Source organism: Helicobacter pullorum NCTC 12824 (genome assembly GCF_017979475.1).
GTDB lineage: Bacteria > Campylobacterota > Campylobacteria > Campylobacterales > Helicobacteraceae > Helicobacter_D > Helicobacter_D pullorum.
Map to the genome: position 1 here is coordinate 100,458 of NZ_JAERIT010000001.1, position 20,617 is coordinate 121,074.

The window sequence follows — 20,617 nt, forward strand, 5'->3', positions numbered from 1 at the left end:
TTAATTAAGATATGATTCTATCTCTTTTTTGCGTCCATAGCTCAATTGGATAGAGCATCAGACTTCGGATCTGAGGGTTGGGGGTTCGACTCCCTCTGGGCGTACCACTTCACAACCTTTCTTATTTATCTAGCAAAAAAAGTTCTAATGGATAGTTTTTCCCCAAATTTTTTAAATCTAAATAAGCGCGTATTTTTAGAAGTTCATTTTGCGGGTGTGAGTTTAATCTTTCTTTGGCTTCATCAATCATTTCAAGTTCTAATAATACATAAAAATAGGCTAATTCTGCATTTTCATCTTTGTTGGCTAAAGATTCAAATAATCTTACCCAACTAGAAGGCTCATAGCATTCTTTTGTTTTTTGTGCTAAAGCAAGATAATCTTCTTTGTTGTAGCCAACCTCTGCACATAATTTTGCCACTTCTTCATCGCTAAAATCCATTTTTTGTGCATAACACATTCCAAGCACTTTATTAGCCAAATCTTTGTTGAATTTTATTTCGCCAACAAAGCGTTTAATATCTTTTAAATCGCCAGCTTCTAAAAGCTTTTTGAAAGCCTCTTGTTTATATTCTTCATCGTAATTTTGCTTTTTTAGCACTTCTGCGGCAAATTTTTTATCATTGTGAATCTCATTTAAAATATTCAATTTCAAAAAGGGGCATTTTTCACCCGGATTAAATTTCTTGAGATTGACATATTCGCCCCTTTTTAGATTTCCTAGTGTTTCTATCATCTCATCTAATCTCACTTCACCGCTTTTAATTGGAGTGCCTTCTTTGATATCAAAGGTTAGATTGCTTAGCAAAATGGAGAGTTTTTTGTAGCGATTCATAGAAGGCTCTTTATAGGGAACTTCTTTGCATAAAAGCTGATTTTCAATTTGCGTAAGAAGAAGTTTGTAGTCATTTTTGTATTTAGTTCGTTTATACCACATACGATAAGCACCGCCCACTTCTAAGAAAATCACAATAACAAAAAACATAATTACAGGGATAATAAACCATATAGCTATAGGCAATGTAATGGTTTGTGGCGTAAAAGGAATATGATAAGTATAGCTAAAGCCACTTAGGCTATAAACATACAATCCAAGCAACACAATAAAAACAAATAAAGCTCCAAGATAATATTTAAATTTCATTTTCTACCCTTTAAATCTTTTTCAACTATTTCTCTGCATATAATACAGAATCTCGCATGAGGTTTTGCTTTTAGTCTTTGAATACTAATTGGTTCATCGCACATTTCGCAAATCCCATATTCTCCATTTTCAATTTTTTCTAATGCCCTTTCTATGTATTCTAGCTCTTTATGATGATGTTCAAAGATTAGTCCATCAAGGGTGTTTTTCATGCTCATTGCTGCTTCATCGGCTTCGTCCAAAGAGATTCCGCGTAGATTTTCCATGCTTTTTTGGTGGTCAAAATTGTTATCTAATATCGCCTTTTTTTTGGTTTCTAAGATTTTTTTTAAAGCTTCTATTTCTGTTTGTTGCACAAAGTCCTCCATTATTTGTGATAGGGGTGATTGTTGATGAGGCAAAAAGCCCTATAAATTTGCTCACTTACGACAACTTTAGCTACTTTATGGCTAAAGGTTAAATTTGAGAGTGAAAGCGAATAATGGCATTTTTGGATAAAAGATTCTTCTAATCCATAAGCACCCCCGATAAAAAAGGCGATTTCTCCTTTATTTTCTAAGAGCTTAGAAAACGCAAAAGAATCGATACTTTTTCCATTAGGGGAGAGAGCGATTTTGCATTGTTGATTTTTGAAAACCTTTAAAAATTCTTTGGTATAAGATTTTTGGGCTTCTTGTGAATCTTGTTTTTGCCCCTCTTTGATTGACTTTGAAAAAAGATTAATAAAATCAAGTTTGACACCAAATCCAAGGCTTAAGGCTTTGAATTCTTCACATAGAGTATCGCTCATATCTTTGTTTTTGGCAATGTAATACACCATAATTTTAACCATTGATGGATTCTGCTTTGAAATATTCCAAGATTTGTGCGATTTTTTCTTTCATTTCTTTTCTTTGGACAATCATATCAATCAAGCCATGTTCAAGCAAAAATTCTGCTGTTTGGAATCCTTGTGGCAAATCTGCACCAATAGTTTGTTTGATAACTCTAGCTCCGGCAAATCCAATCATTGCACCCGGTTCTGCCATAATAATATCTCCAAGAAACGCAAATGAAGCACTAACGCCTCCCATTGTTGGATCGCTTAAAATAGAGATAAAGGGCAATTTGGCATTGCTAAGTGCATTGAGTGCAGCAGAGGTTTTTGCCATTTGCATTAGCGAATAGGTGGATTCTTGCATTCTAGCTCCTCCGCTTGCACTGACGATAATAAGCCCTTGTTTGTTGGCAATAGCCCTATGGATAGCTCTTGTAATTTTTTCTCCCTCCACAGAAGCCAAAGAACCTCCCATGAAGTTAAAATCAAATAAGACAATTTGTGCAGAAATGCCATTGATTGTGCATTCTCCGCTGACAATGGAGCTTGGGCGTCCGCATTTTTTCTCGTATTCTTCAATGCGTTTTTTGTAGCTTTTTTTATCCACAAAATTCAAAGGATCTGTGGGGGCTAGTTCTTTGTCAAATTCTACAAAGCTGCCTTCATCGCAGATTAGAGAGATTCTATCTTTTAGCCCAATACGCATATGGAAATTGCATTTTGGGCATGTGTGGTATTGTGCAATGACTTCTTTGTAATACATCAAGGCATTGCAGCTAGGGCATTTTATCCAATGACTAGGAGCTTCTTTTGGGGTCGCTCTTTCTTGATTGTCTTTTTTGAAAGTTTTAAAAAAATCTACAAATCCCACTATCAATCCTTATAAAGTGCAACAATTTGCAAAAAAATAATGGAATTGTATAAAATAATGTGTTAATTTATACTAAAGATTGTCAAAATGAATATTCAAACTAGCGATAAAAGTTTCACTCTTTTTAGTCAGGTTTTCCAAGAGCATTATCATTCTACGCAAGATGGGGCATTGCAAGAAACTTTGCACAAACATATTTTGCCAAGTTTCTATTTCCACAAAAATAAGCGCAATCTCAAGATTCTTGATATTTGTTTTGGGCTTGGATACAACACGCTTTGTGCGATTAACTATGCTTATCAAAATGGAATTAAAGCTTTAGAGATTCATTCTCCTGAAATGGATAGAAATTTGATTCAAACTTTGTTACAATATTCTTACCCTAAAGAGCTAGATACAGAGATATTATCAGAATTAACACAAAAGCATTTTTATCAAAAGGGCGATTTTAAAGTTTTTTTGCATTTGGGAGATGCAAGGGAGATATTGAAGGGTTTTCAAAAGAAGCAAATGGTTTTTGATATAGTTTTTCAAGATGCCTTTAGCCCCAACAAAAATAAGCTATTATGGACTTATGAATATTTTAAAACGCTTTTTTTGCTCACTTCAAAGGATTGCATTATTACTACTTATAGTCAAAATTCTTCAATGCTTTATAGTGCGTTTTTGGCTGGATTTAAAAGCTATACTCTCAAACAAGCAAACACAAGAGATTCTATTGTTTTGACAAAAACCCAAGAGATTCCTTGTTTGGAATCAAGCAATATTCTTGAGGTTTTGAAAGTGGATATATCTCACAAAATAGCAACAAACAAAAATCTTGTAGGATTGTATGATGAGGATTAGATTTGCTTATAGCTTTTTTAGGGCTTTGTAGTATGTATGGATAGCTTTTTTGTAGTTTGGAATCACAAAGCCCGTGTGTTTAGCTATTTTGCTAGCTGTCTCATCACAAAGCCTTTGCAAAGCTTTCAAAGCTTTATAGCTTTGTGTAATATCGCCTAGTTTATAAGTCTTTAACAAAGTCTTATAAGTCCCCTTAGAAAGAAAGTCAGGGAGGTATTTGCAGTGCTTTCCAAAGCTAAAGTTATGCTGAAATCTCTTGGTGTGAATCTTTAGCTCTTGCGTCCTCTCATCACAATCTAAATCCTTGTCTTTGCTAGGCTTTGTGGGTGCTAACAACGCCCTTTTAGAATCTCCACCCCTCAAAGCCTCTAATGCCCTCTCCCAGCACAGCAAAATTAACAATGCCTCCCGCATAGAATCTATATAAGCATTCATACTCATAGCCTCATCTCTTAGATATGCCCTTAGCACATAGCCTTTGAGATGATAAAACTCATTTAGGCAATCATCAAAACTTCTTTGTGTGAGGGGTTTGAGCCAAAAATCCTCATCACTTGGGACAATCTCACGCCCCATAGTCTTTGACACTACATCATTTTTATCTAGCAAAACTTGTGTAAGTTTCTCGTGTGTGAAATAATATTCCATATCACTTAGCGGTATCAGCGTAAAATCAATCTTTACCCCATTTTCATACAGCACAAGATAGCTCTCCCACCCTTCTTTTAAATCCGGTGGAAATAGTTCCATAGATTCTGGCATTTGCATCATCAAAATCTTGCCAAAATGCCCAAGCCACGAAGTATCTTGACGCAGAGATGAAATATCCTCCATAAAAAAGCTTATATCATAATCTTGGAATCTATCCTTTTTGGCATTGACATTAGCCCTTGAGCCCTCTAGGGTAACGAGTTGTATATCCTTGCGTAAAGAAGCAAATGCCAAAATGGAATCTATAACCAAATCCGCCATTACGCAGTCCTTTTGTCTGTTATTATTGTTTTGCTTGGTGCATCGCTTATGTGTTGGCATTATAGCAGATTTGACTTGCTTGGGTGGATTGATCACTCTAGCAAGAATCCATACTCATAGATTCTAGGCTCTATTTTTGGCTAGATTCTCTTTTCTCCCATATACTCGTTTTTCTCATTATACACATCAAGTTTTATGATTTTTTGCATTTATAAGCCTAATATTTCGATTAATATCTTTTTTAAATTTTCTTTATCTATCTTGCCACTTGCCACATCTACCACGACATCTTCTAACTTTTCATACAAATCTTCTCTTAAAATCTCTGGGTGATTTAGCTCTATAAAGGCATCGGCAATATAAATAGCAGTGCGTTTGTTGCCATCTAAAAAGGGGTGGAATTTCACACAAGAAAAGATTAGGTGCGTAAGCTTATCCAAAAAGCTAGGATAAAACTCATCATTTTGTATATGTGTGAGGGCAGATTCTAGGTAGCTAATTTGGCTTTTGTTGTAGCCTTGTAGCCCATTCATCGCCTCCATAATATCATTGTGTAAAATAATAGCCTCATCTAGGCTTAGATATTTCATTTATCTTTTAGCCTTTCAAATACGGCTTTATTTCGTGGTAAGTCTAACTTTTGTCGCATTTTTTGTCGTATAAATTCAAAGTCTTTGTCCTCTTGTATTTCTATCTCTAAATTCTTTTGCATTTTTTGCAAATTTTTGATAGCTTCCAAAGTAGTGTAATCCGCATTTTTAAGCACTACAGTCATGGTTTGCTCCTTTTCTTAAAATTTATGCCATTAAACACATATCTTTGATTTGCTCTTAACCAAACAACTCACTATGACTGCCTAGTCTAAAGCACACTAGCACCAATATATCCTCTTGCTTTTTATAGATAAGTAGCAACTCTGGCTCTATGTGGCATTCTCTATATCCTGTGTATTCACCTTGTAATGCGTGGTCTTTGTGTTTTGGCTCTAGGGCTTCATCATTTGCTAGTTTTTCTATTAGAGAATCTATCTTATCTTGTTTGCCCTGCCGTATCGCTCTTTTATACTCTTTTTTGAATCTTTTAGAGAAATCAATCTTATACATCGTTATGCCCTTAGTCTCCAATTAGTCTTTAAGTAGGGCTTCTTTTGCTTCTTGATAAGAATTATATGGCACTCTTTTGCCCTTTCTTATATTCTCTAAAATCTCCTCACATTCCTTCATCGCCTCTAGGGTCTCATCATTTGGGATTTTCTCTATCTCTAAATCTTTTTTTAAGCCCTTTAAACTCTCAATCACTTGCAAAGTCTCAAAATCTACATTTCTTAATGTGATAGTCATAGTTTGCTCCTTACAGCTTTATATCCTATCATTATAGCAGATTTATTGAAGTCATTCTACTCTAGCAAGAATCCATACTCATAGATTCTAGTTTCTCAAAAGCACAGAATCTAAGCTAACCCATCGCATTATAGGATTTAAGATTGCTTTTTAGATTCCATGGATTTTAACCCTAGCATTATAGCAAGTTTGTTGTGGAGTGTAGAGGGCTTAGTTGTGGTGGCTGTGCTTTTGTATCGCGACTTAGGTATTTGGACTTAGAGAGCCTTTGTATCTTTGATGTTGATTATACAGAGAATAAGAGTGATGTTACAAATTGAGGAGTATAAAAGGTATTTGCTTACTTAAAGCTCTTTGCTTGTGATGATTGCTATAAAGGAATTGTTGGTAAAATTTGGTCAAGCTTTAGAAGTTATGGCTTGGGAGGCAATACATTGGGATATTGTGAAGCTTTATTATGCAATGTGAAATTTTATTATATAGGCTTTGCTTTAGATGTTTTAGGGCGATTCTAAAGGGAGCTTTCCTTTAGAATGCTTTTTGCTCTTGATAATCGCTAAATATCCGCCTTATACTCACTAAGCCATTTCACCATTTTAGGATCTCTGTGGTCAAAAAAGAGGCTTTTTGCATCATCAAGGCTCGCCATAGTCTGCATATCTTTAGAATCTAACTCAAAGTCAAAGACACTAAAATTTTCTATCATACGCTCTTTTCTCGTGGTCTTTGGAATGACTATGATATTTCGCTGTATTAGCCACCTTAAAATCACCTGTGCCACGCTTTTATTGTGTTTTTTGCCAATGGTAGCGATGATTGGATTGCCAAACATATTATTTCTGCCCTCGCCAAAAGGCGCCCAAGACTGCATAGCGACATTGTATTCTTGCATTATCTTTTGTGCCTCAAATTGTGCATGCATTGGGCTGCATTCTACTTGATTGAGAGCGGGTTTTATCTCGTTATTCAAGCAAAAATCCACCAATCTATCAGGATAGAAATTGCTTACCCCAATGGCTCGTATAAGTTTATCTTTATAGAGCGCGCTCATCGCCCGCCACGCACCATAGACATCATTAAATGGCTGGTGGATAAGATAGAGGTCAAGATACTCTAGCCCTAGCTTTTTAAGCGAAGTCTCAAACGCCCTTTTTGCCTTAGATTCACTCGCACTAGTAATCCAAAGCTTTGTAGTGATAAACAGCTCTTCGCGTTTTATACCACTTGCCTTTATCGCAGCACCTACGGCTTCTTCGTTGAAATAACTAGCCGCAGTATCAATACTCCTATACCCTACACTTAGCGCATCTTCCACGCATCGTTGGCATTCTTTTTTATCGATTTGATACACGCCATAGCCTAAAATTGGCATTTTCACGCCATTATTTAAAGTGATTGTTTGCATATTGTTTCCTTTTTTGTTTGGATTTTGTTTTTTGGCTTGTGTAGCCGCAAATATCGGATTTATAGCACCTAATGTGCTAAAGGCTAGCCCCGCACCCAGCATTTTAGAACTTTCTTTAAGAAAATCTCGCCTTGAGGCTCTCTGGGGAGAATCGCAGGATTGCAAGGGCTGTTTGTTTTTATCGCGCATTGTGCCTCCTTAAGCTTTTTGATAATCTTGCCTTAGCAAGATTCTAAAGTAAGATTCTAAAACCTGACACCTAGTGTCTGTCAAGAAAAAAAGGAAAATTATGAGCTAAAATCTATGAAAGTTTTAATCTCAAAAAATGTGTGGCAAGGTATGTGTGGCTTTTAGATTCTAAAATACATTAGCACAAATCAAGGCTAACTCTTAATGAGGCTTTAGAATCTTTTTGTACAATGAGTGGAATGCAAAGTAAGGAGTTTAGGTGAAAAAGATATTTTGGAGCTTGTTTGGGGTTTTGTAGAGGGTGGTTGGGCTTATGAGGAGTTGCTATCTTAGTGCATTAAGGGCTATCTTTGAGACATTGTGGCAGTCAAAATATTTTAGATTTTGCAGGTTTATAAAATTGGTTTATACATTTCTAACAAGGCGGAGCTTGGCTTAAAAGCCTAGATTTACTCCACCGCTTGGGTTAATTGAGTAGTTTGCATCTCTGCCTTCACCCCCACCATTGGAACTTCCTAAAGGGCGGCATAGATTGCCTTTTTGAACGCTACCTTGCGTAATGCTTCCATAGGACATTTTAGGGTTTGTTCTTGTGATGGTTGCTTCACCTACTTTGGTTTCGATTCTTCCGGTGGTTTCTTTGGTGTAAGAATCCTTAATCGCCTCGCCCAAGGCAAAGCATTCATAGACATCACCAACTTTTAGAGTTTGAGAAAATACTGCTTCATTATTGGCGATATTGGCAACTTTTAGAGGATAAATAGCGTTTAAAATATCATCAGAAATCTTTTGTGCTACTTGTTTTAGGGCTTCTTGGTTGGTGCTTAGGTTGTCGTCTTTGAGATTTAGGGACATAGTTAGGGTGTTGGAATATTTGATTTGCCTAGTGGCAAACAAAATCACGCGATAATCCACGACAATTTCGACTTGGTGGATTTCTTTGTTGGTGAGATTGCTTTTTTTGGTTTGACCTGCAATTCCTTGTATGCCAAAGAGCAAAAAATAATCGCTTCCTAGCACATTGCCTAGTTTGTAAATCTCATCACTTTGTGCATCAGGGCTTTTGATGAGTGCTTTTTCTAAGTCATAATAGCCCTTTGAATCTCTATCAAGCACATTGAATTTTCGGCTTTCTAAGAGATTGGTGATGAGGTGTTGTTGCAAGATAGAGCCCACTCCGGCATAATCGCCAACCTTAAACTTACGCACCTTGCTTCCCACTGCCACGACTTTGCCCATAATCTCATGACCGGGCACCATAGGATAGATTGGACTCCCATGATCGCCACTCACAGCGTGCAAGTCGCTATGGCAGATTCCAGCATACATAATCTCAATAAGCACATCTTCTTGCCCTAATGGGTGGCGAGTGAAAGTATAGGGCTTAAACTTCCATTCTTTGCCAAAGGCTGCATAGCCGCGTGCGGGGATTCTCTCTCCGTTTTTAAAAGGTATCTTAGAATCTCCTAGCAGTGTTGCACCCTGCGTGTCTTGTCCAGCATTTACTCTATGAGAATTCTTAGAATCCGCAAAAAGTGTGCTAATCCCCATACTTGCCAAAGCCACTCCACCAGCGACTTTTGCACCTGTTTTTAAAAACGCTCGTCTTTGTTGCATATATGCTCCTTTTAGAAAATATCTTAATCCATCTTATGCTTTGATATGAGAGATTTAAGCTGACAAAATGCAATTATAAAAGATGAGAGTTAGTCTAAGTCAAGGGGTAAATGCAAAATTTTTCCAAATTTTTCTGTCTTATCATCCAGCCCTGTTCATTTGGCTCTACATGGCAATATTTTTCTACTTCATAAATAGCTTGAAAAATTTATTTTGTCTTTTCTAAATAATTAAAAGTCAGAAAAATATTTTGATTATTAAAAATTTTTCCTACTTTTTCAAGTTAGCTAGGCATAGATTCTAAATTTATGTTTGCATTTGTAAAAAAACTCTTGACTTAGACTAACTCTCATCTTTTATAATTGCATTGTATAGAATCTTTAAAGTATAAACGCTTTAACCACGTCGCATAATAAGCACAATGTATGTGTTGTTTAGATTCTATTGAATTCTTTTTAAGGAGGCACAATGGCAAAAAATCGGCGAGAGTTTTTGGGAAATTCATTAAAACTTGCTGGAGCTTCCCTTGCTTTTGTTGCATTTGATGATTTGTATGCTTTAGAGGCTACCATAAACACTATTTCACCTATCAAGGAGACAACAATGAATGATTTAACACCAACTGCTAAGGCAAATTTAGAGAGACTTTTTGGCACAAGCAAACTACCACAAGAGGATTTAGAGTTTTTCACAAATTACGCAAATTTCGCCTTTGATGAGGTATGGGAGAAATCGCCCTTGCAAGAGCATGAAAGACTTTTGATTATCCTTGCTTCTTTGGTGGCAATCCCAGCAAAAGAGGAGTTTGGGACAATGCTTAATGCAGCTTTGAAACTAGGGATAAGCCCTATTGCTATCAAAGAAGTGGTGTATCAAGCCACGCCCTATGTGGGAATGGGTAAAATAGCTGAGATTTTAAGCCTCACCAACACAATTTTTAAGCAAAGAGGTATCAAGCTACCTTTAGAATCTCAAGGCACGACAAATAGGGAAAATCGCAAACAAAAGGGTTTAGAAACACAAAGGGTGCTCTTTGGTGAGGGGATAGATAAATCCAATGCTGCCGCCCCAAGCGACCAAAGGCATATACGCGATTTTTTAAGTGCAAATTGCTTTGGGGATTATTACACACGCACAGGGTTAGAGCTGCAGTTTAGAGAGCTTATAACCTTCGTGTATATCGCTTCTATGGGTGGAGCAGAACCGCAGCTAAGAGCGCATATCGCAGGGAATTTGCGTAATGGCAATGATAGGGCTAAACTCACTGCAGTGATTACAGCTCTAGTGCCCTACATCGGCTATCCTAGAAGTCTCAATGCCCTAAGCGCGATAGATGAGATAGCAAAGTAGATATTCACAGAGGCTTATGCTATGGAATTTAACCTAAAGGCAAGATTTTGCTAAGGCTTATTTGCACATTATGTTAAAAGCATCTTTTGTGATATTTTAGGGCAAAAGGTAGCGATGAAGGCTTGGAGTTAGTGTTGTTGGGATGAGATTATCATATAGTTTTAGAATCTACCTAGAGGGCATGAAAGATGAGCAAAGTGCTTTATTTGGCTTATTTTTTCATATCTTTGCAAACTTGTATAATTTTCTAATTTACCCCTTGACTTAGACTAGCTCTCATTCTTTATACTTTTATTTGAGAATCTAAAGTCATTAATTTTGATATAGATTCTAAACCAAATTTAGATTCTAAGATTTGAGATTCTCTAAGAATCCTAAAATCCTTAAGGGGCAAACTATGCAAAACAACGAATTTCAAAATAGAAGGGATTTTTTAAAATTAGGTGCAAAAGTTGCTAGTAGCGTGGCTTTGGCAGGTTTGGGAGCAAATATGCTCTTAGCAGATTCTATCAAATCACAAACAAAAGGAGAAAATATGAATACTACACAACTACCTTTTAGAATCTTGGGCAAAGATTCTGCCACACTTAGGGTTTCAGCCTTGGGCTTAGGGTGTATGGGCATGAGTGCAAATCATGGCGTGCCACCGGAAGAAAAGGCTATGATAAAGCTACTGCATGAGGCTTATGAACTTGGTGTGCGATACTTTGATACCGCAGAAATCTATGGACCACATACTAATGAGATTTTGCTTGGCAAGGCTTTTGGCGATAGACGCGATAAAGTCGTGATTGGCACGAAGTTTGGGCTATATTATCCCTTTAATAAACAGCAGCAAGATTCAAGCAAAAAGTCTATTTTTAGGGCAGTTGATGCGAGTTTGAAAAGACTTGGGAGCGAATATATCGACCTCTATACCCAGCACAGAGTGGATACTGACACGCCTATTGAGGAAGTGGCAGATACGATGAGTGAGCTTATAAAAATGGGTAAAATCCGCCATTATGGGCTTAGTGAAGCGGGGGCAAAGACGATAGCAAAAGCCCATAGAATCTGCCCTATCACTTCGATTCAAAGTCATTATTCTATGATGATGAGAGAGGTTGAGAGTAATGACGTGCTGCAAACTTGTGAGGAGCTTGGCATCGGCTTTACTGCGTATTCTCCATTAGAGAGAGGATTTTTGGGTGGGCTTATGAATGAAAACACGAGATTTCACCCCACACTTGATATGAGGGCGTCTTTCCCGCGTTTCACACCTGAGGCTTTAAAGGCAAATCAAGCATTTATCAAGCTTGTAAAAGACATAGCAAAAAGCAAAGTTGTAGATGGCAAAGAAGCCACAACCGCACAAATCGCTCTAGCGTGGCTACTAGCACAAAAGCCCTTTATAATGCCTATCCCAGAGACGACTAAATTAGCACACTTAAAGCAAAATCTAGGGGCTTTAAAGATTAGCTTTTCTAAGCAAGAATTACAAGAAATAGATGTAAAAATAAAAGAGATAAAAATCGTAGGGGAACGATACCCGATAGGTTCAGACCAAGCAAAAAGCGTGGGGCTTTGAGAGTGATGAAAGCAAAAATTGCATACTTGATACTATTTTTGGGGAGTGTGGTAATGGCACAGACAATGCACATACAACTAGAGTTTGAGGGCAAATATGTGAGGGTAGAACTAGAGGATAATGCGGCTTCAAGGGAGTTTGTGGCACAGCTGCCTTTGAGCTTAGAATTTAGCGATTATGTGGGCAAAGAAAAAATAGCTCATCTGCCAAAACCTCTAAGTGTCAAAAACACAGCGGGTTATGATCCACAAATCGGAGATTTGTTTTATTTTTCTCCTTGGGGCAATATAGGGATTTTTTATGCCAAACAACCTCCTTATAATGGGCTAGTTTATCTTGGCAAGGTTTTAGATTCTAAAAGCCTAGAGATTCTAAAAAGTCAGAAAAAAAATTTCAAGGTAGTACTAAGCAAGTAAAGCTTGTGAATGCTAGATGAGAATCCCAAATATGCTTTAAAGCCATACTGCATAAGCTTACATTTGGGATTCTCTTGCTGATACAAAAATAGAATCTACAAAACAAAAGTGAGCTAAAAAGTATGCGAGATATAAAAGGGATATTATGACATTTTCATACAGATAAATGGGATTGTGCAACAAGCTTTATGCAGTATTTATCATCAATATTTGATGAATGAATGTTTTATCTTGACAAACACTAGGTGTTAGGTTTTAAAATATCATAAAACTTAAAATGCAAGGAAAATAATGCTAAACCTAAACAGAAGAAAATTTTTACAAAATAGTGTGAAAATGGCGATATTTGCATCAGCTATCAATTTCACAGATAAGTTATTTGGGGCAACCAAGCTTTCTATTCCCAAGAGTCAAACAAATTCAAAAATGGCTATTGTTTATTATTCAAGAACCCTCAACACACATATTTTAACTTCCTATCTTGCTTATATTTTAAAAGCAGACCTTTTTAGATTAGAAACCATACAAAACTATCCAGAAAATTATGATGAAATGGTAAAAACCGCAGCAAAAGAGAGAGAATCGCACACGCTCATATCTCTTCAAAATCCGCCTAATCTCTCTAAATACACCCATATTTTCATTGCCTCACCGCTTTGGGGAATGTCTCTAAGCACTCCCATACGCACATTTATAAGTCAAACAAAATTAGAAAATAAAATCTTAATACCTTTGATTACAAATGCAGGATACAGCATAAATGGTGCATTAAGAGAAATTGAAAACATCAGCAAAACAGCTTTAAACTCCCCTCTAAGTTTCACATTCCCTTATAAAGAAAAAGACAAAAGGGATTTAAAATCCTACAATCAAAGTCTATTAGATTATAAAAATCAACAAGGCATTCCTCTAGCTTTTAGCAACTTGCAAGATAATTCAAAAATATCTACTTGGTTGAAATCTTTAAAATTATAAAATTTACTTGACAAACACTAGGTGTTAGGTTTTAGAATCTTTTTTGTAAATTGATTTAAGGAGAACAGCTATGAAAAAACAAAATCGCAGAAAGTTTTTAGGAGATTCTATGAAGTTAGCAAGTACAGCTTTGGTGCTTGGCTCTATACCTAGTGCTTTTGCTAAAGATCAAAATCAAGAAAGCCTACACGCAACACACAAGCCAAAAATTACTAATGCAGTCAATAAAAGCCAAGAAGCCGCACGTAATGTAGCTAGAAATCCCTTTGGCTTAGTGTATGAAAACGCCATAAGCAAAAACGAAAAAGGCAAGGTGAATCTTAAGCAAGTATCCTATGACACACGAGGGCTTAAGGCAGTGGCAAATGTCTATCTACCACCAAACTTTACATCTAGTGGCAAGTATCCTGCTATCGTGGTAGCTCACCCAAATGGAGGGGTCAAAGAGCAAGTGGCAGGGTTGTATGCACAAAATCTCGCACAAATAGGCTATGTAACACTAGCCTTTGATGCGCTCTATCAAGGGGCAAGCGAGGGAAGCCCCCGAAATGTCGATACCCCAACTAATCGCATAGAGGATATATACGCGGCTATAGATTTTATCTCTACTTTTAAGGGCGTGGATAACAATCGCCTAGGGATTTTAGGGATTTGTGGCGGTGGGGGTTACACGCTTAAAGCCGCACAAACAGACAAACGTCTAAAAGCAATCGCCACGCTTAGTATGTTTAATAGCGGACTAGTAAGACGCAATGGCTTTTTGGATTCTCAAATTTCAAGCATACAAGCTCGCTTAGAGGAAGCCTCAAAGGCAAGAGCAAAGCAGGCTTTAGGAGAGATACTCTACACTGGAGCTGCCCCTGTGAAATTAAGCCAGCCAGAGCTAGTCAAGATTGACACGGATTTATACCGCGAGGGCGCAATCTATTATGGCGACACACACGCACACCCAAACTCTAGCTTTGCTTACACCACAGCCTCACTTTTGGAGCTTATGAGCTTTGATGCACTCAATCAAATCGAGCTTATAAATAAGCCACTTTTGCTAATGGTGGGCGATAAGGCAGATACAGCGTATATGAGTGAGCAGGCGTATAACAGAGCAAGTGGCACAGATACAAAGGAGCTTTTTAGGTTGCAAGATTCTACGCACATACAGACATATTTTAAGCCAAACGTGGTGGCACAGGCACTAGGCAAATTAGAGGAGTTTTATAAGCAGTATGTGTAATGGGATATAAAATATTTAATGCCCAAATCCATAGCCCAAAAACCGGGCTAATGGCGTATGGTTTTGGTTAATATTAAATTAACCTTTTTGTTATATAATAAAATTTTAAAACGCCTTGAGATTCTATCATTCATTCTCCAGACGCTTCAAAACTAAATTGCTACTATGGCATTAAAATATTTTTGATTCTTTTTCTTTTCAAAACAAGTTAAGTTATACCGCTAGAGGCAACCTATCTTGATTTCAATAAAATTATTTTTTTGTAAATGGAGGGTGCTTATGCCATTGAAATTTGCATTTTGCCATTGTTTTGGCAAAATATGTTCTATTTGAAGCTTAGCTGTATTGACATTTTCAGTAAAATCAGCGTAAATATTCGCATATCCATATTTTCTAGGTTTTGCAAAAAGGTTTCAAAATTTGGCATTTGTTGCTTGATTTGAATATTGCTCCAATTATTAGTTTTTAGGGCTGCATTCATTTTAAAAACTATTTCTTTAGTGGTATTAATGGTGGCATTATTATTCAAAAGTAATAAGCTTGAGATTGTTATCAATTTTGGCAAAAACTTATCAAAATCTTCACTAAATTTTGCAACATTAAATTCGCCAGTTTTTATTTTATGTGATTTTGTCACATAAAAAATTAATAAAATAATAGTAAGATTCGTTATCATTTTTAAATAATTAAAAAAGGAAGATTAATGAAGCTTAAAGTTATGGGTTTAGCTCTATTATTTACAGCACAAAATATCTTAGCAACTCAGATATATTTTTTAGAAAAATCTATTGTAAGTCAAAAAGGTCTTGAGCAAGATTTGCTTTTTGCCCCTGGCAGTGTTTCTGTCATCACTAAAGAAGAGTTGCAAACTAGACAAATCCATGATCTAGGGGAAGCTCTTATGGGGATTCCTGGGGTAGATGTAACACCAAGCGGGGTGGGAACTTATTCTTTTAGTATTAGAGGGTTTGGCGAGGGAAGAACTTTAGTATTAGTAGATGGCAAACGCATTAATGAGGTAAATGGATTTAGAGAAAACTTTAATGGCAATATGTATGCCACAGGAGAAGATAATGGATATATTCCACCCATTTCTATGATAGAAAGAATTGAAGTGATTAGAGGGGGAGCTAGCACACTTTATGGAAGTGATGCGATAGGGGGAGTGATTAATATCATCACAAAAAAATTAGCTGATAATTTTAGCGGATCTATTTCTTTGGAAACAAAATTCCAACAACACCCAAATGAATATGGCAACCAAAGAGCAGCAAGTGCTGTTTTAGCATTTCCATTAACCAAAGACAAGCTCTCTTTATCCTTAAGAGGTAAGATTTCTAAAAAAGATCCTATGAATCTAAAATACCCAAATAGCGATATTTCCGCTCCAGGTGCTAGTGGAAATTATTCTTTAGGAAATATCGGAGCAAGAGCCACTTATAAATTTGACTCGCAAAATATTTTTTACTTAGATGGAGAACATTTTTCGCAAAATACAAATATGAAACGCGCCGAAGAAAATAATCCAAACAGCCCAATGGCTAATAGAAAAGTGCATAGAAATAAAATTGTATTAAACCATGATGGAAACTATACAAAACTAAACACAAATACCTATTTTCAAATACAAAATTCAAGGCATAAAAAAGGCAGTAATCTAGCAAAATCTAACCTTTATATTGCAGAAAGCAATGCAAATATTCCTGTTTCTTTCGGTAAATTTGGAGATTTATCCCTTCTTGGCGGATTAAATTATCAATACGATGATTATCTTGGTGGCAATGAAATTTATAGACAAAACACTTTTGCGCCCTATATAAATTTTGAATATTTTATTCAGGATAATTTAAGTCTTGGTGTGGGCGCAAGATATGCTTATAGTGATTTATTTGATGGCGCTTTAATACCAAGAGCTTTTTTCACCTACCAACCTTTAGAGTGGCTCACTTTTAAAGGGGGAATTTCTAAAGGATATAGTGCCCCAAGAGCCCAATATCTCACAAACGGCATTTATGATAGTGGAGAAAATTACCGAGGAGAAACTTATGACTACTATGGAAATCCAAATATAAAACCCGAAGAAAGCACAAACTATGAATTTGGAGTAAATTTTAATTTAAACCATTATGCAAATCTTAGTCTAACAGGCTTTATTGTTGATTTTAAAAATGAACTTTTTGGAGATGAGTTTTTTATAGGAGAATCTTTACCTAATGGGCAAATTTGTCAATCTGATACTTGCTATATCCAAACAAATAGAGGAAAAAACCAATCAAGAGGTGTAGAAGTCGGATTAAACACTGCTAACTTTTATGGATTTAGCCTAGAAGCCACCTATACTTATTTGGAACAATTCTATAAAGGTTCTGATAGTGAAGGCTTGCAAAAGAATCCCTTTGGAGGTGAGAGAGTAGAAGGACTTCCAAGACATATAGGTATGGTAAAGCTAAACTACAAAAATGGAAAATTTAGCTCTTTTTTAAGTGCTAATGGTAGATTTGACATTTTAAGAAGCTCACAATATCAAAAACTTGATGGCTCTACAGTTATTAAATACAAAGACTACTATACTTTGAATCTCGGTGCAAGTTATAAGATTAGTAAGAACATCACCCTTAGTGCCACAATCAACAATCTTTTGGATCAAAACTATTTTCAACCTTTTGCATATAGACAAGGAAGTAGAATCAACTACACTAACGAATACCAAACTTTCAATGAAAGGAGGAATCTTTGGATTAACTACAAATATGATTTTTAATAAATTTTAACAACAAGGACAAAAATGAAAAAAATAATATTAATCTTAGCGATTTTTGGAATCAATTTAGCATTAGCTGATATTGTAATAGGCGTAGGTGGGGGCTATAAAAAACCTCTTGAAGAAATTATTACAGAATTTCATAAAAGCCACAAAAACAAAGTAATACGACGCTATGGAAATATGAAATTTCTAAAAGAACAGGTAAGCAAAAAAGAGCTAGATGGGCTAATAGGACTAGAGCAAATGCTACAAAGACTAGAAATTAGCACCAACAAAGAAATGATTGGATTAAATGGGCTTGTGCTAGTCTCTAGAAAGGGTATTGCTTTAAAAGATTTTAAAGATTTACAAAAAGTAAATAGTATCATAGTTTTAGATTCTAAAAAAGGAGCTTTTGGAGAAAATAGTCAAAATTTTTTAGAAAGTTTAGAATTTTATCCTAATATCCAATCTAAGATTCTTCTCACGCAAGATTCGCATTTAGGTATTGATATGTTAATAGAAGGCAAAATAGATGCGGCTTTTTTAAACACAAGACATTATTATGAAAACAAACAAAAACTAGGAGATTTCTTAGAAATCCCAACAAGTTTCTACAAGCCCCAAAAGCTTTTTATTGCTAAAATCAATGATTCTAGAGAATTAGAAGATTTTATACAATTTTTAAAAAGCAATAAAGCTCAAGAAATATTCTTAAAACATGGGATTATAAACAAATAATTTCCCTTCCACAAAACAAGTTTTGCTTGTTTTGTGATAAAGCTTTGCTAAAATTATCCTTATGAATATATTTTTATTGTTAAATTGTAAAATTTTTCTTGAGATCAATGTTTGGAATTATTATTTAATGCTCCAAATTTCCAAAAAATTATCACTTAGAATCTTTGTGCGTTTTTCAATTTCATCTTTATTCCAAGCTTTCTTGTCCAATAATTCCCTATTGACAATTAAATCAGCACTTTTCTTAATGTGGTTTTTTAGCTTTCCATCACCATTTAGCTTTGTTTCCCAATCCTTATTTTTGAGCGATGAGTTTAATGAGCCTTTTAAAATTGTCATATTGCCTATTTGATAAATGAGTTTCCTTGCCTCATCGTCATTATTTGCATATTGATGCCAATTTTCCTCCCAAGATTGAGGCATTAAATGCTCCAAGCTATAAACATCTGCTAATTCCACAATGTCCCTTGTATTTTGTTCTTTTGAACGCCTAAATAACTCTATCCAAAATAAAATTAGATTCGCTCTTTTGTTATCACCATTATCCCATAAAGTTTTTAGTTTGTTGCACATCTCATCGTCATTTGGTAAAGTAAAAGTATTGTGATTATTGATAAAATCTTCAATAAATATAAGTAAATAGGTCAATAAGTAGATGTTAATTATAGATGTAGATAAATAGATGTGTGGGCAATGAGTAGGCAGAGTGAGATGAGGAGTTATTTAAGAAGTGCTACCATATCCTTTATGGCTTGTTCTAATCCTGTGAAAATTGCTCTTGCAACAATGCTTTGTCCGATATTTAACTCTATGATTTCTGGAATTTCTAAAATCGGCTTTAAATTGGCATAATTTAGTCCATGTCCTGCTGCAACTTCTAGCCCAAGCCATTTTGCTTCTTTTGCTGCATTTTTTAGCTCTATTAAGGAATTTTCATAAGCTTCTCTTAGGTGGCTTTTGGATTGTTCTAAAGTTTTGATGCTATTGTGCATTTTTGGGAGATTTGTAAATAACATTAAATGCAGGTTTGCATAAGCTCCTGTGTGAAGTTCTATCATATTTGCACCTGTTTCTTTTGCAGCACAGATTTGGCAAATATCTGTGTCAATAAAAAGCGAAACTTCTGTGCCATTGTCTTGGAATTTTTTTGTAATTTCTTGGATTATTTTGAGGTTTTTTTCTACATTTAATCCGCCTTCAGTTGTGACTTCTTGACGATTTTCTGGGACAAGAGTGATTCTGTGTGGAGCTATTTTTAGTAAAAAATCAATGATTTGGGAATTGATAGAAGATTCGATATTGATGGGCAAAAATGAAGATTCTACAATGCGAGAAATATCATCATCATTCATATGGCGTCTATCTTCTCTTAGGTGTAGAGTGATTTGGTCTGCCCCGGCTCTTTTGGCAATAAAAATGGCTTCTAGTGGGTCTGGGTCATTGATTTTTCTAGCTTCTCTTAAAGTTGCGATATGGTCAATATTTACTCCAAGTAACATTTTTATCCCTTTTTATAACAAATTGATAGGATTTTAACTAAAATTACTTTAAAAAATATTTGTGGAGCAAAAATGGTAATGGTGTTTGATTGTGAAACAATTCCTGATGTAGAGCTTATTAAACAGGGCTTTAGGGCGGAATTTGAAAAATGTGATTTTGTTTCTAGCGATGATTTGGAGATTAGCAAAAAGGCAATGGAGATTCAAAAAGAAAATAGTGGAAGTGAATTTTTGCCTATTTGTTATCATCAAGTCGTGTCTATTGCGGCGGTGTTTTGTGATGAATTTGGGAATTTTAAAAAAGTGGGAAATTTCAAAGCCATTGGCGAAACCAAAGAGCAAAGAGAGGAATCCCTCATCAAAGCCTTTTTGGATTATCTTAATAAACATCAACCAAAGCTTGTGAGTTTTAATGGTAGAGGATTTGATTTGCCGATGCTTTTGCTTAGGGCGATGAAGTATAAGCTTCAAGCTAATGCTTATTTTGAAGTGGATAATCTTCAATATAACAAGAATAAATGGGAGAATTATCGCCAAAGATATAGTGAGAGATTTCATACAGATTTATTAGATGTGCTTGGTAATTTTGGTAGTGTGCGTGGATTGAAATTAGATGTGGTGGCAAATCTTGTGGGAATGCCCGGAAAATATGATGTGCATGGAGATATGGTTTTGGAGTTGTATTATCAAGGAAAGTATGAGGTGATTGATGAATATTGTCAAAGCGATGTGTTAAATACCTATGGAGTGTATTTGCATTATGAGCTTTTAAAGGGGAATTTGAGTGTCGCAGAATATAAGGGAATCTTAGAAATTTGGAGAGAAAATCTCCCCAAAGATAAAGCTTATCATAGAATCTTTTTTGATACAATCACAAAACAGATTGAATCTTAA

General features: G+C 35.7%; 23 protein-coding genes and 1 tRNA gene. 10 read left to right on the forward strand and 14 right to left on the reverse strand.

Annotation, left to right across the window (positions count from 1 at the left end; translation table 11 throughout):
- The first annotated feature begins 30 nt into the window (after positions 1–30).
- Positions 31–107 (forward strand) — tRNA-Arg (locus JJQ98_RS00520).
- A gap of 14 nt (positions 108–121) precedes the next feature.
- Here the strand turns inward: JJQ98_RS00520 and JJQ98_RS00525 are convergent.
- Genes JJQ98_RS00525 through accD form a run of 4 tightly spaced genes read right to left on the reverse strand, consistent with a single transcriptional unit; the run spans position 122 to position 2,832 of the window.
- A complete protein-coding gene (locus tag JJQ98_RS00525) occupies positions 122–1,144 on the reverse strand; it encodes a hypothetical protein (RefSeq protein ID WP_151104973.1) in 1,023 nt (340 codons plus the stop codon).
- Positions 1,141–1,500, reverse strand: coding sequence for an RNA polymerase-binding protein DksA (gene dksA, locus JJQ98_RS00530; RefSeq protein WP_005021642.1), 360 nt, complete (start codon positions 1,498–1,500; stop codon positions 1,141–1,143). The genes JJQ98_RS00525 and dksA overlap by 4 nt, the downstream gene beginning before the upstream one ends.
- 11 nt (positions 1,501–1,511) lie before the next feature.
- Positions 1,512–1,976: a 23S rRNA (pseudouridine(1915)-N(3))-methyltransferase RlmH gene (locus JJQ98_RS00535; protein WP_151104974.1), complete on the reverse strand. Its 465-nt coding sequence runs from the start codon at positions 1,974–1,976 to the stop codon at positions 1,512–1,514.
- The gene (accD, locus tag JJQ98_RS00540; protein WP_054195207.1) at positions 1,969–2,832 is read right to left on the reverse strand and encodes an acetyl-CoA carboxylase, carboxyltransferase subunit beta; all 864 of its coding nucleotides are present in this window, start codon (positions 2,830–2,832) and stop codon (positions 1,969–1,971) included. Before accD ends, JJQ98_RS00535 begins: the two co-directional genes overlap by 8 nt.
- A gap of 87 nt (positions 2,833–2,919) precedes the next feature.
- On the opposite strand from accD, the gene JJQ98_RS00545 reads away from it, so the two are divergent.
- Complete coding sequence (locus JJQ98_RS00545; protein WP_151104975.1) at positions 2,920–3,678, forward strand: tRNA (5-methylaminomethyl-2-thiouridine)(34)-methyltransferase MnmD; 759 nt, start codon at positions 2,920–2,922, stop codon at positions 3,676–3,678.
- Positions 3,679–3,684: 6 nt separating this feature from the next.
- Here JJQ98_RS00545 and JJQ98_RS00550 read toward each other — a convergent pair whose 3' ends face one another.
- From JJQ98_RS00550 to JJQ98_RS08780, 7 genes are all read right to left on the reverse strand, one after another.
- Entirely contained in the window at positions 3,685–4,746 is a 1,062-nt protein-coding gene (locus tag JJQ98_RS00550) for an aminoglycoside 6-adenylyltransferase (protein WP_151104976.1), read from the reverse strand.
- 113 nt (positions 4,747–4,859) lie between these two features.
- Positions 4,860–5,240 carry a type II toxin-antitoxin system death-on-curing family toxin gene (locus tag JJQ98_RS00555; protein ID WP_134043985.1) on the reverse strand — a complete coding sequence of 127 codons (381 nt, stop codon included), beginning with the start codon at positions 5,238–5,240 and terminating at the stop codon, positions 4,860–4,862.
- Positions 5,237–5,425 carry a hypothetical protein gene (locus JJQ98_RS00560; protein ID WP_151104977.1) on the reverse strand — a complete coding sequence of 63 codons (189 nt, stop codon included), beginning with the start codon at positions 5,423–5,425 and terminating at the stop codon, positions 5,237–5,239. Before JJQ98_RS00560 ends, JJQ98_RS00555 begins: the two co-directional genes overlap by 4 nt.
- Positions 5,426–5,480: 55 nt before the next feature.
- Positions 5,481–5,753: a type II toxin-antitoxin system YafQ family toxin gene (locus tag JJQ98_RS00565; RefSeq protein WP_151104978.1), complete on the reverse strand. Its 273-nt coding sequence runs from the start codon at positions 5,751–5,753 to the stop codon at positions 5,481–5,483.
- A gap of 21 nt (positions 5,754–5,774) precedes the next feature.
- Positions 5,775–5,990: a hypothetical protein gene (locus tag JJQ98_RS00570; protein ID WP_005021618.1), complete on the reverse strand. Its 216-nt coding sequence runs from the start codon at positions 5,988–5,990 to the stop codon at positions 5,775–5,777.
- A 556-nt stretch (positions 5,991–6,546) separates the two neighbouring features.
- Complete coding sequence (locus JJQ98_RS00575) at positions 6,547–7,584, reverse strand: aldo/keto reductase (protein WP_425591577.1); 1,038 nt, start codon at positions 7,582–7,584, stop codon at positions 6,547–6,549.
- A 435-nt stretch (positions 7,585–8,019) separates the two neighbouring features.
- The gene (locus JJQ98_RS08780; RefSeq protein WP_151105023.1) at positions 8,020–9,057 is read right to left on the reverse strand and encodes an alcohol dehydrogenase catalytic domain-containing protein; all 1,038 of its coding nucleotides are present in this window, start codon (positions 9,055–9,057) and stop codon (positions 8,020–8,022) included.
- 747 nt (positions 9,058–9,804) lie between these two features.
- Here JJQ98_RS08780 and JJQ98_RS00585 point away from each other — a divergent pair.
- From JJQ98_RS00585 to JJQ98_RS00605, 5 genes are all read left to right on the forward strand, one after another.
- Positions 9,805–10,551 (forward strand): carboxymuconolactone decarboxylase family protein, encoded by a 747-nt coding sequence (locus tag JJQ98_RS00585; protein WP_065827336.1) that lies wholly within the window; start codon positions 9,805–9,807, stop codon positions 10,549–10,551.
- 397 nt (positions 10,552–10,948) lie between these two features.
- The gene (locus tag JJQ98_RS00590; protein ID WP_345719216.1) at positions 10,949–12,118 is read left to right on the forward strand and encodes an aldo/keto reductase; all 1,170 of its coding nucleotides are present in this window, start codon (positions 10,949–10,951) and stop codon (positions 12,116–12,118) included.
- A gap of 5 nt (positions 12,119–12,123) precedes the next feature.
- Positions 12,124–12,534, forward strand: a complete 411-nt coding sequence (locus tag JJQ98_RS00595; protein ID WP_247596642.1) for a cyclophilin-like fold protein — start codon at positions 12,124–12,126, stop codon at positions 12,532–12,534.
- A gap of 291 nt (positions 12,535–12,825) precedes the next feature.
- Positions 12,826–13,509 carry a flavodoxin gene (locus JJQ98_RS00600; protein WP_151104980.1) on the forward strand — a complete coding sequence of 228 codons (684 nt, stop codon included), beginning with the start codon at positions 12,826–12,828 and terminating at the stop codon, positions 13,507–13,509.
- A gap of 70 nt (positions 13,510–13,579) precedes the next feature.
- Complete coding sequence (locus JJQ98_RS00605) at positions 13,580–14,740, forward strand: alpha/beta hydrolase (RefSeq protein ID WP_247596633.1); 1,161 nt, start codon at positions 13,580–13,582, stop codon at positions 14,738–14,740.
- A gap of 325 nt (positions 14,741–15,065) precedes the next feature.
- Here JJQ98_RS00605 and JJQ98_RS00610 read toward each other — a convergent pair whose 3' ends face one another.
- Entirely contained in the window at positions 15,066–15,269 is a 204-nt protein-coding gene (locus JJQ98_RS00610) for a hypothetical protein (RefSeq protein ID WP_151104981.1), read from the reverse strand.
- Between the two features lie 174 nt (positions 15,270–15,443).
- Between JJQ98_RS00610 and JJQ98_RS00615 the strand changes: the two genes are divergently transcribed.
- Both JJQ98_RS00615 and JJQ98_RS00620 read left to right on the forward strand, forming a co-directional pair.
- Positions 15,444–17,501 (forward strand): TonB-dependent receptor domain-containing protein, encoded by a 2,058-nt coding sequence (locus JJQ98_RS00615; protein ID WP_151104982.1) that lies wholly within the window; start codon positions 15,444–15,446, stop codon positions 17,499–17,501.
- Positions 17,502–17,525: 24 nt separating this feature from the next.
- A complete protein-coding gene (locus tag JJQ98_RS00620; RefSeq protein ID WP_054197946.1) occupies positions 17,526–18,224 on the forward strand; it encodes a molybdate ABC transporter substrate-binding protein in 699 nt (232 codons plus the stop codon).
- A gap of 120 nt (positions 18,225–18,344) precedes the next feature.
- Here JJQ98_RS00620 and JJQ98_RS00625 read toward each other — a convergent pair whose 3' ends face one another.
- Entirely contained in the window at positions 18,345–18,797 is a 453-nt protein-coding gene (locus JJQ98_RS00625) for an HNH endonuclease family protein (RefSeq protein ID WP_054197945.1), read from the reverse strand.
- 146 nt (positions 18,798–18,943) lie between these two features.
- Entirely contained in the window at positions 18,944–19,723 is a 780-nt protein-coding gene (locus JJQ98_RS00630) for a pyridoxine 5'-phosphate synthase (protein WP_151104983.1), read from the reverse strand.
- A 72-nt stretch (positions 19,724–19,795) separates the two neighbouring features.
- Here JJQ98_RS00630 and JJQ98_RS00635 point away from each other — a divergent pair, with 72 nt between their 5' ends.
- Complete coding sequence (locus JJQ98_RS00635; RefSeq protein ID WP_005021569.1) at positions 19,796–20,617, forward strand: 3'-5' exonuclease; 822 nt, start codon at positions 19,796–19,798, stop codon at positions 20,615–20,617.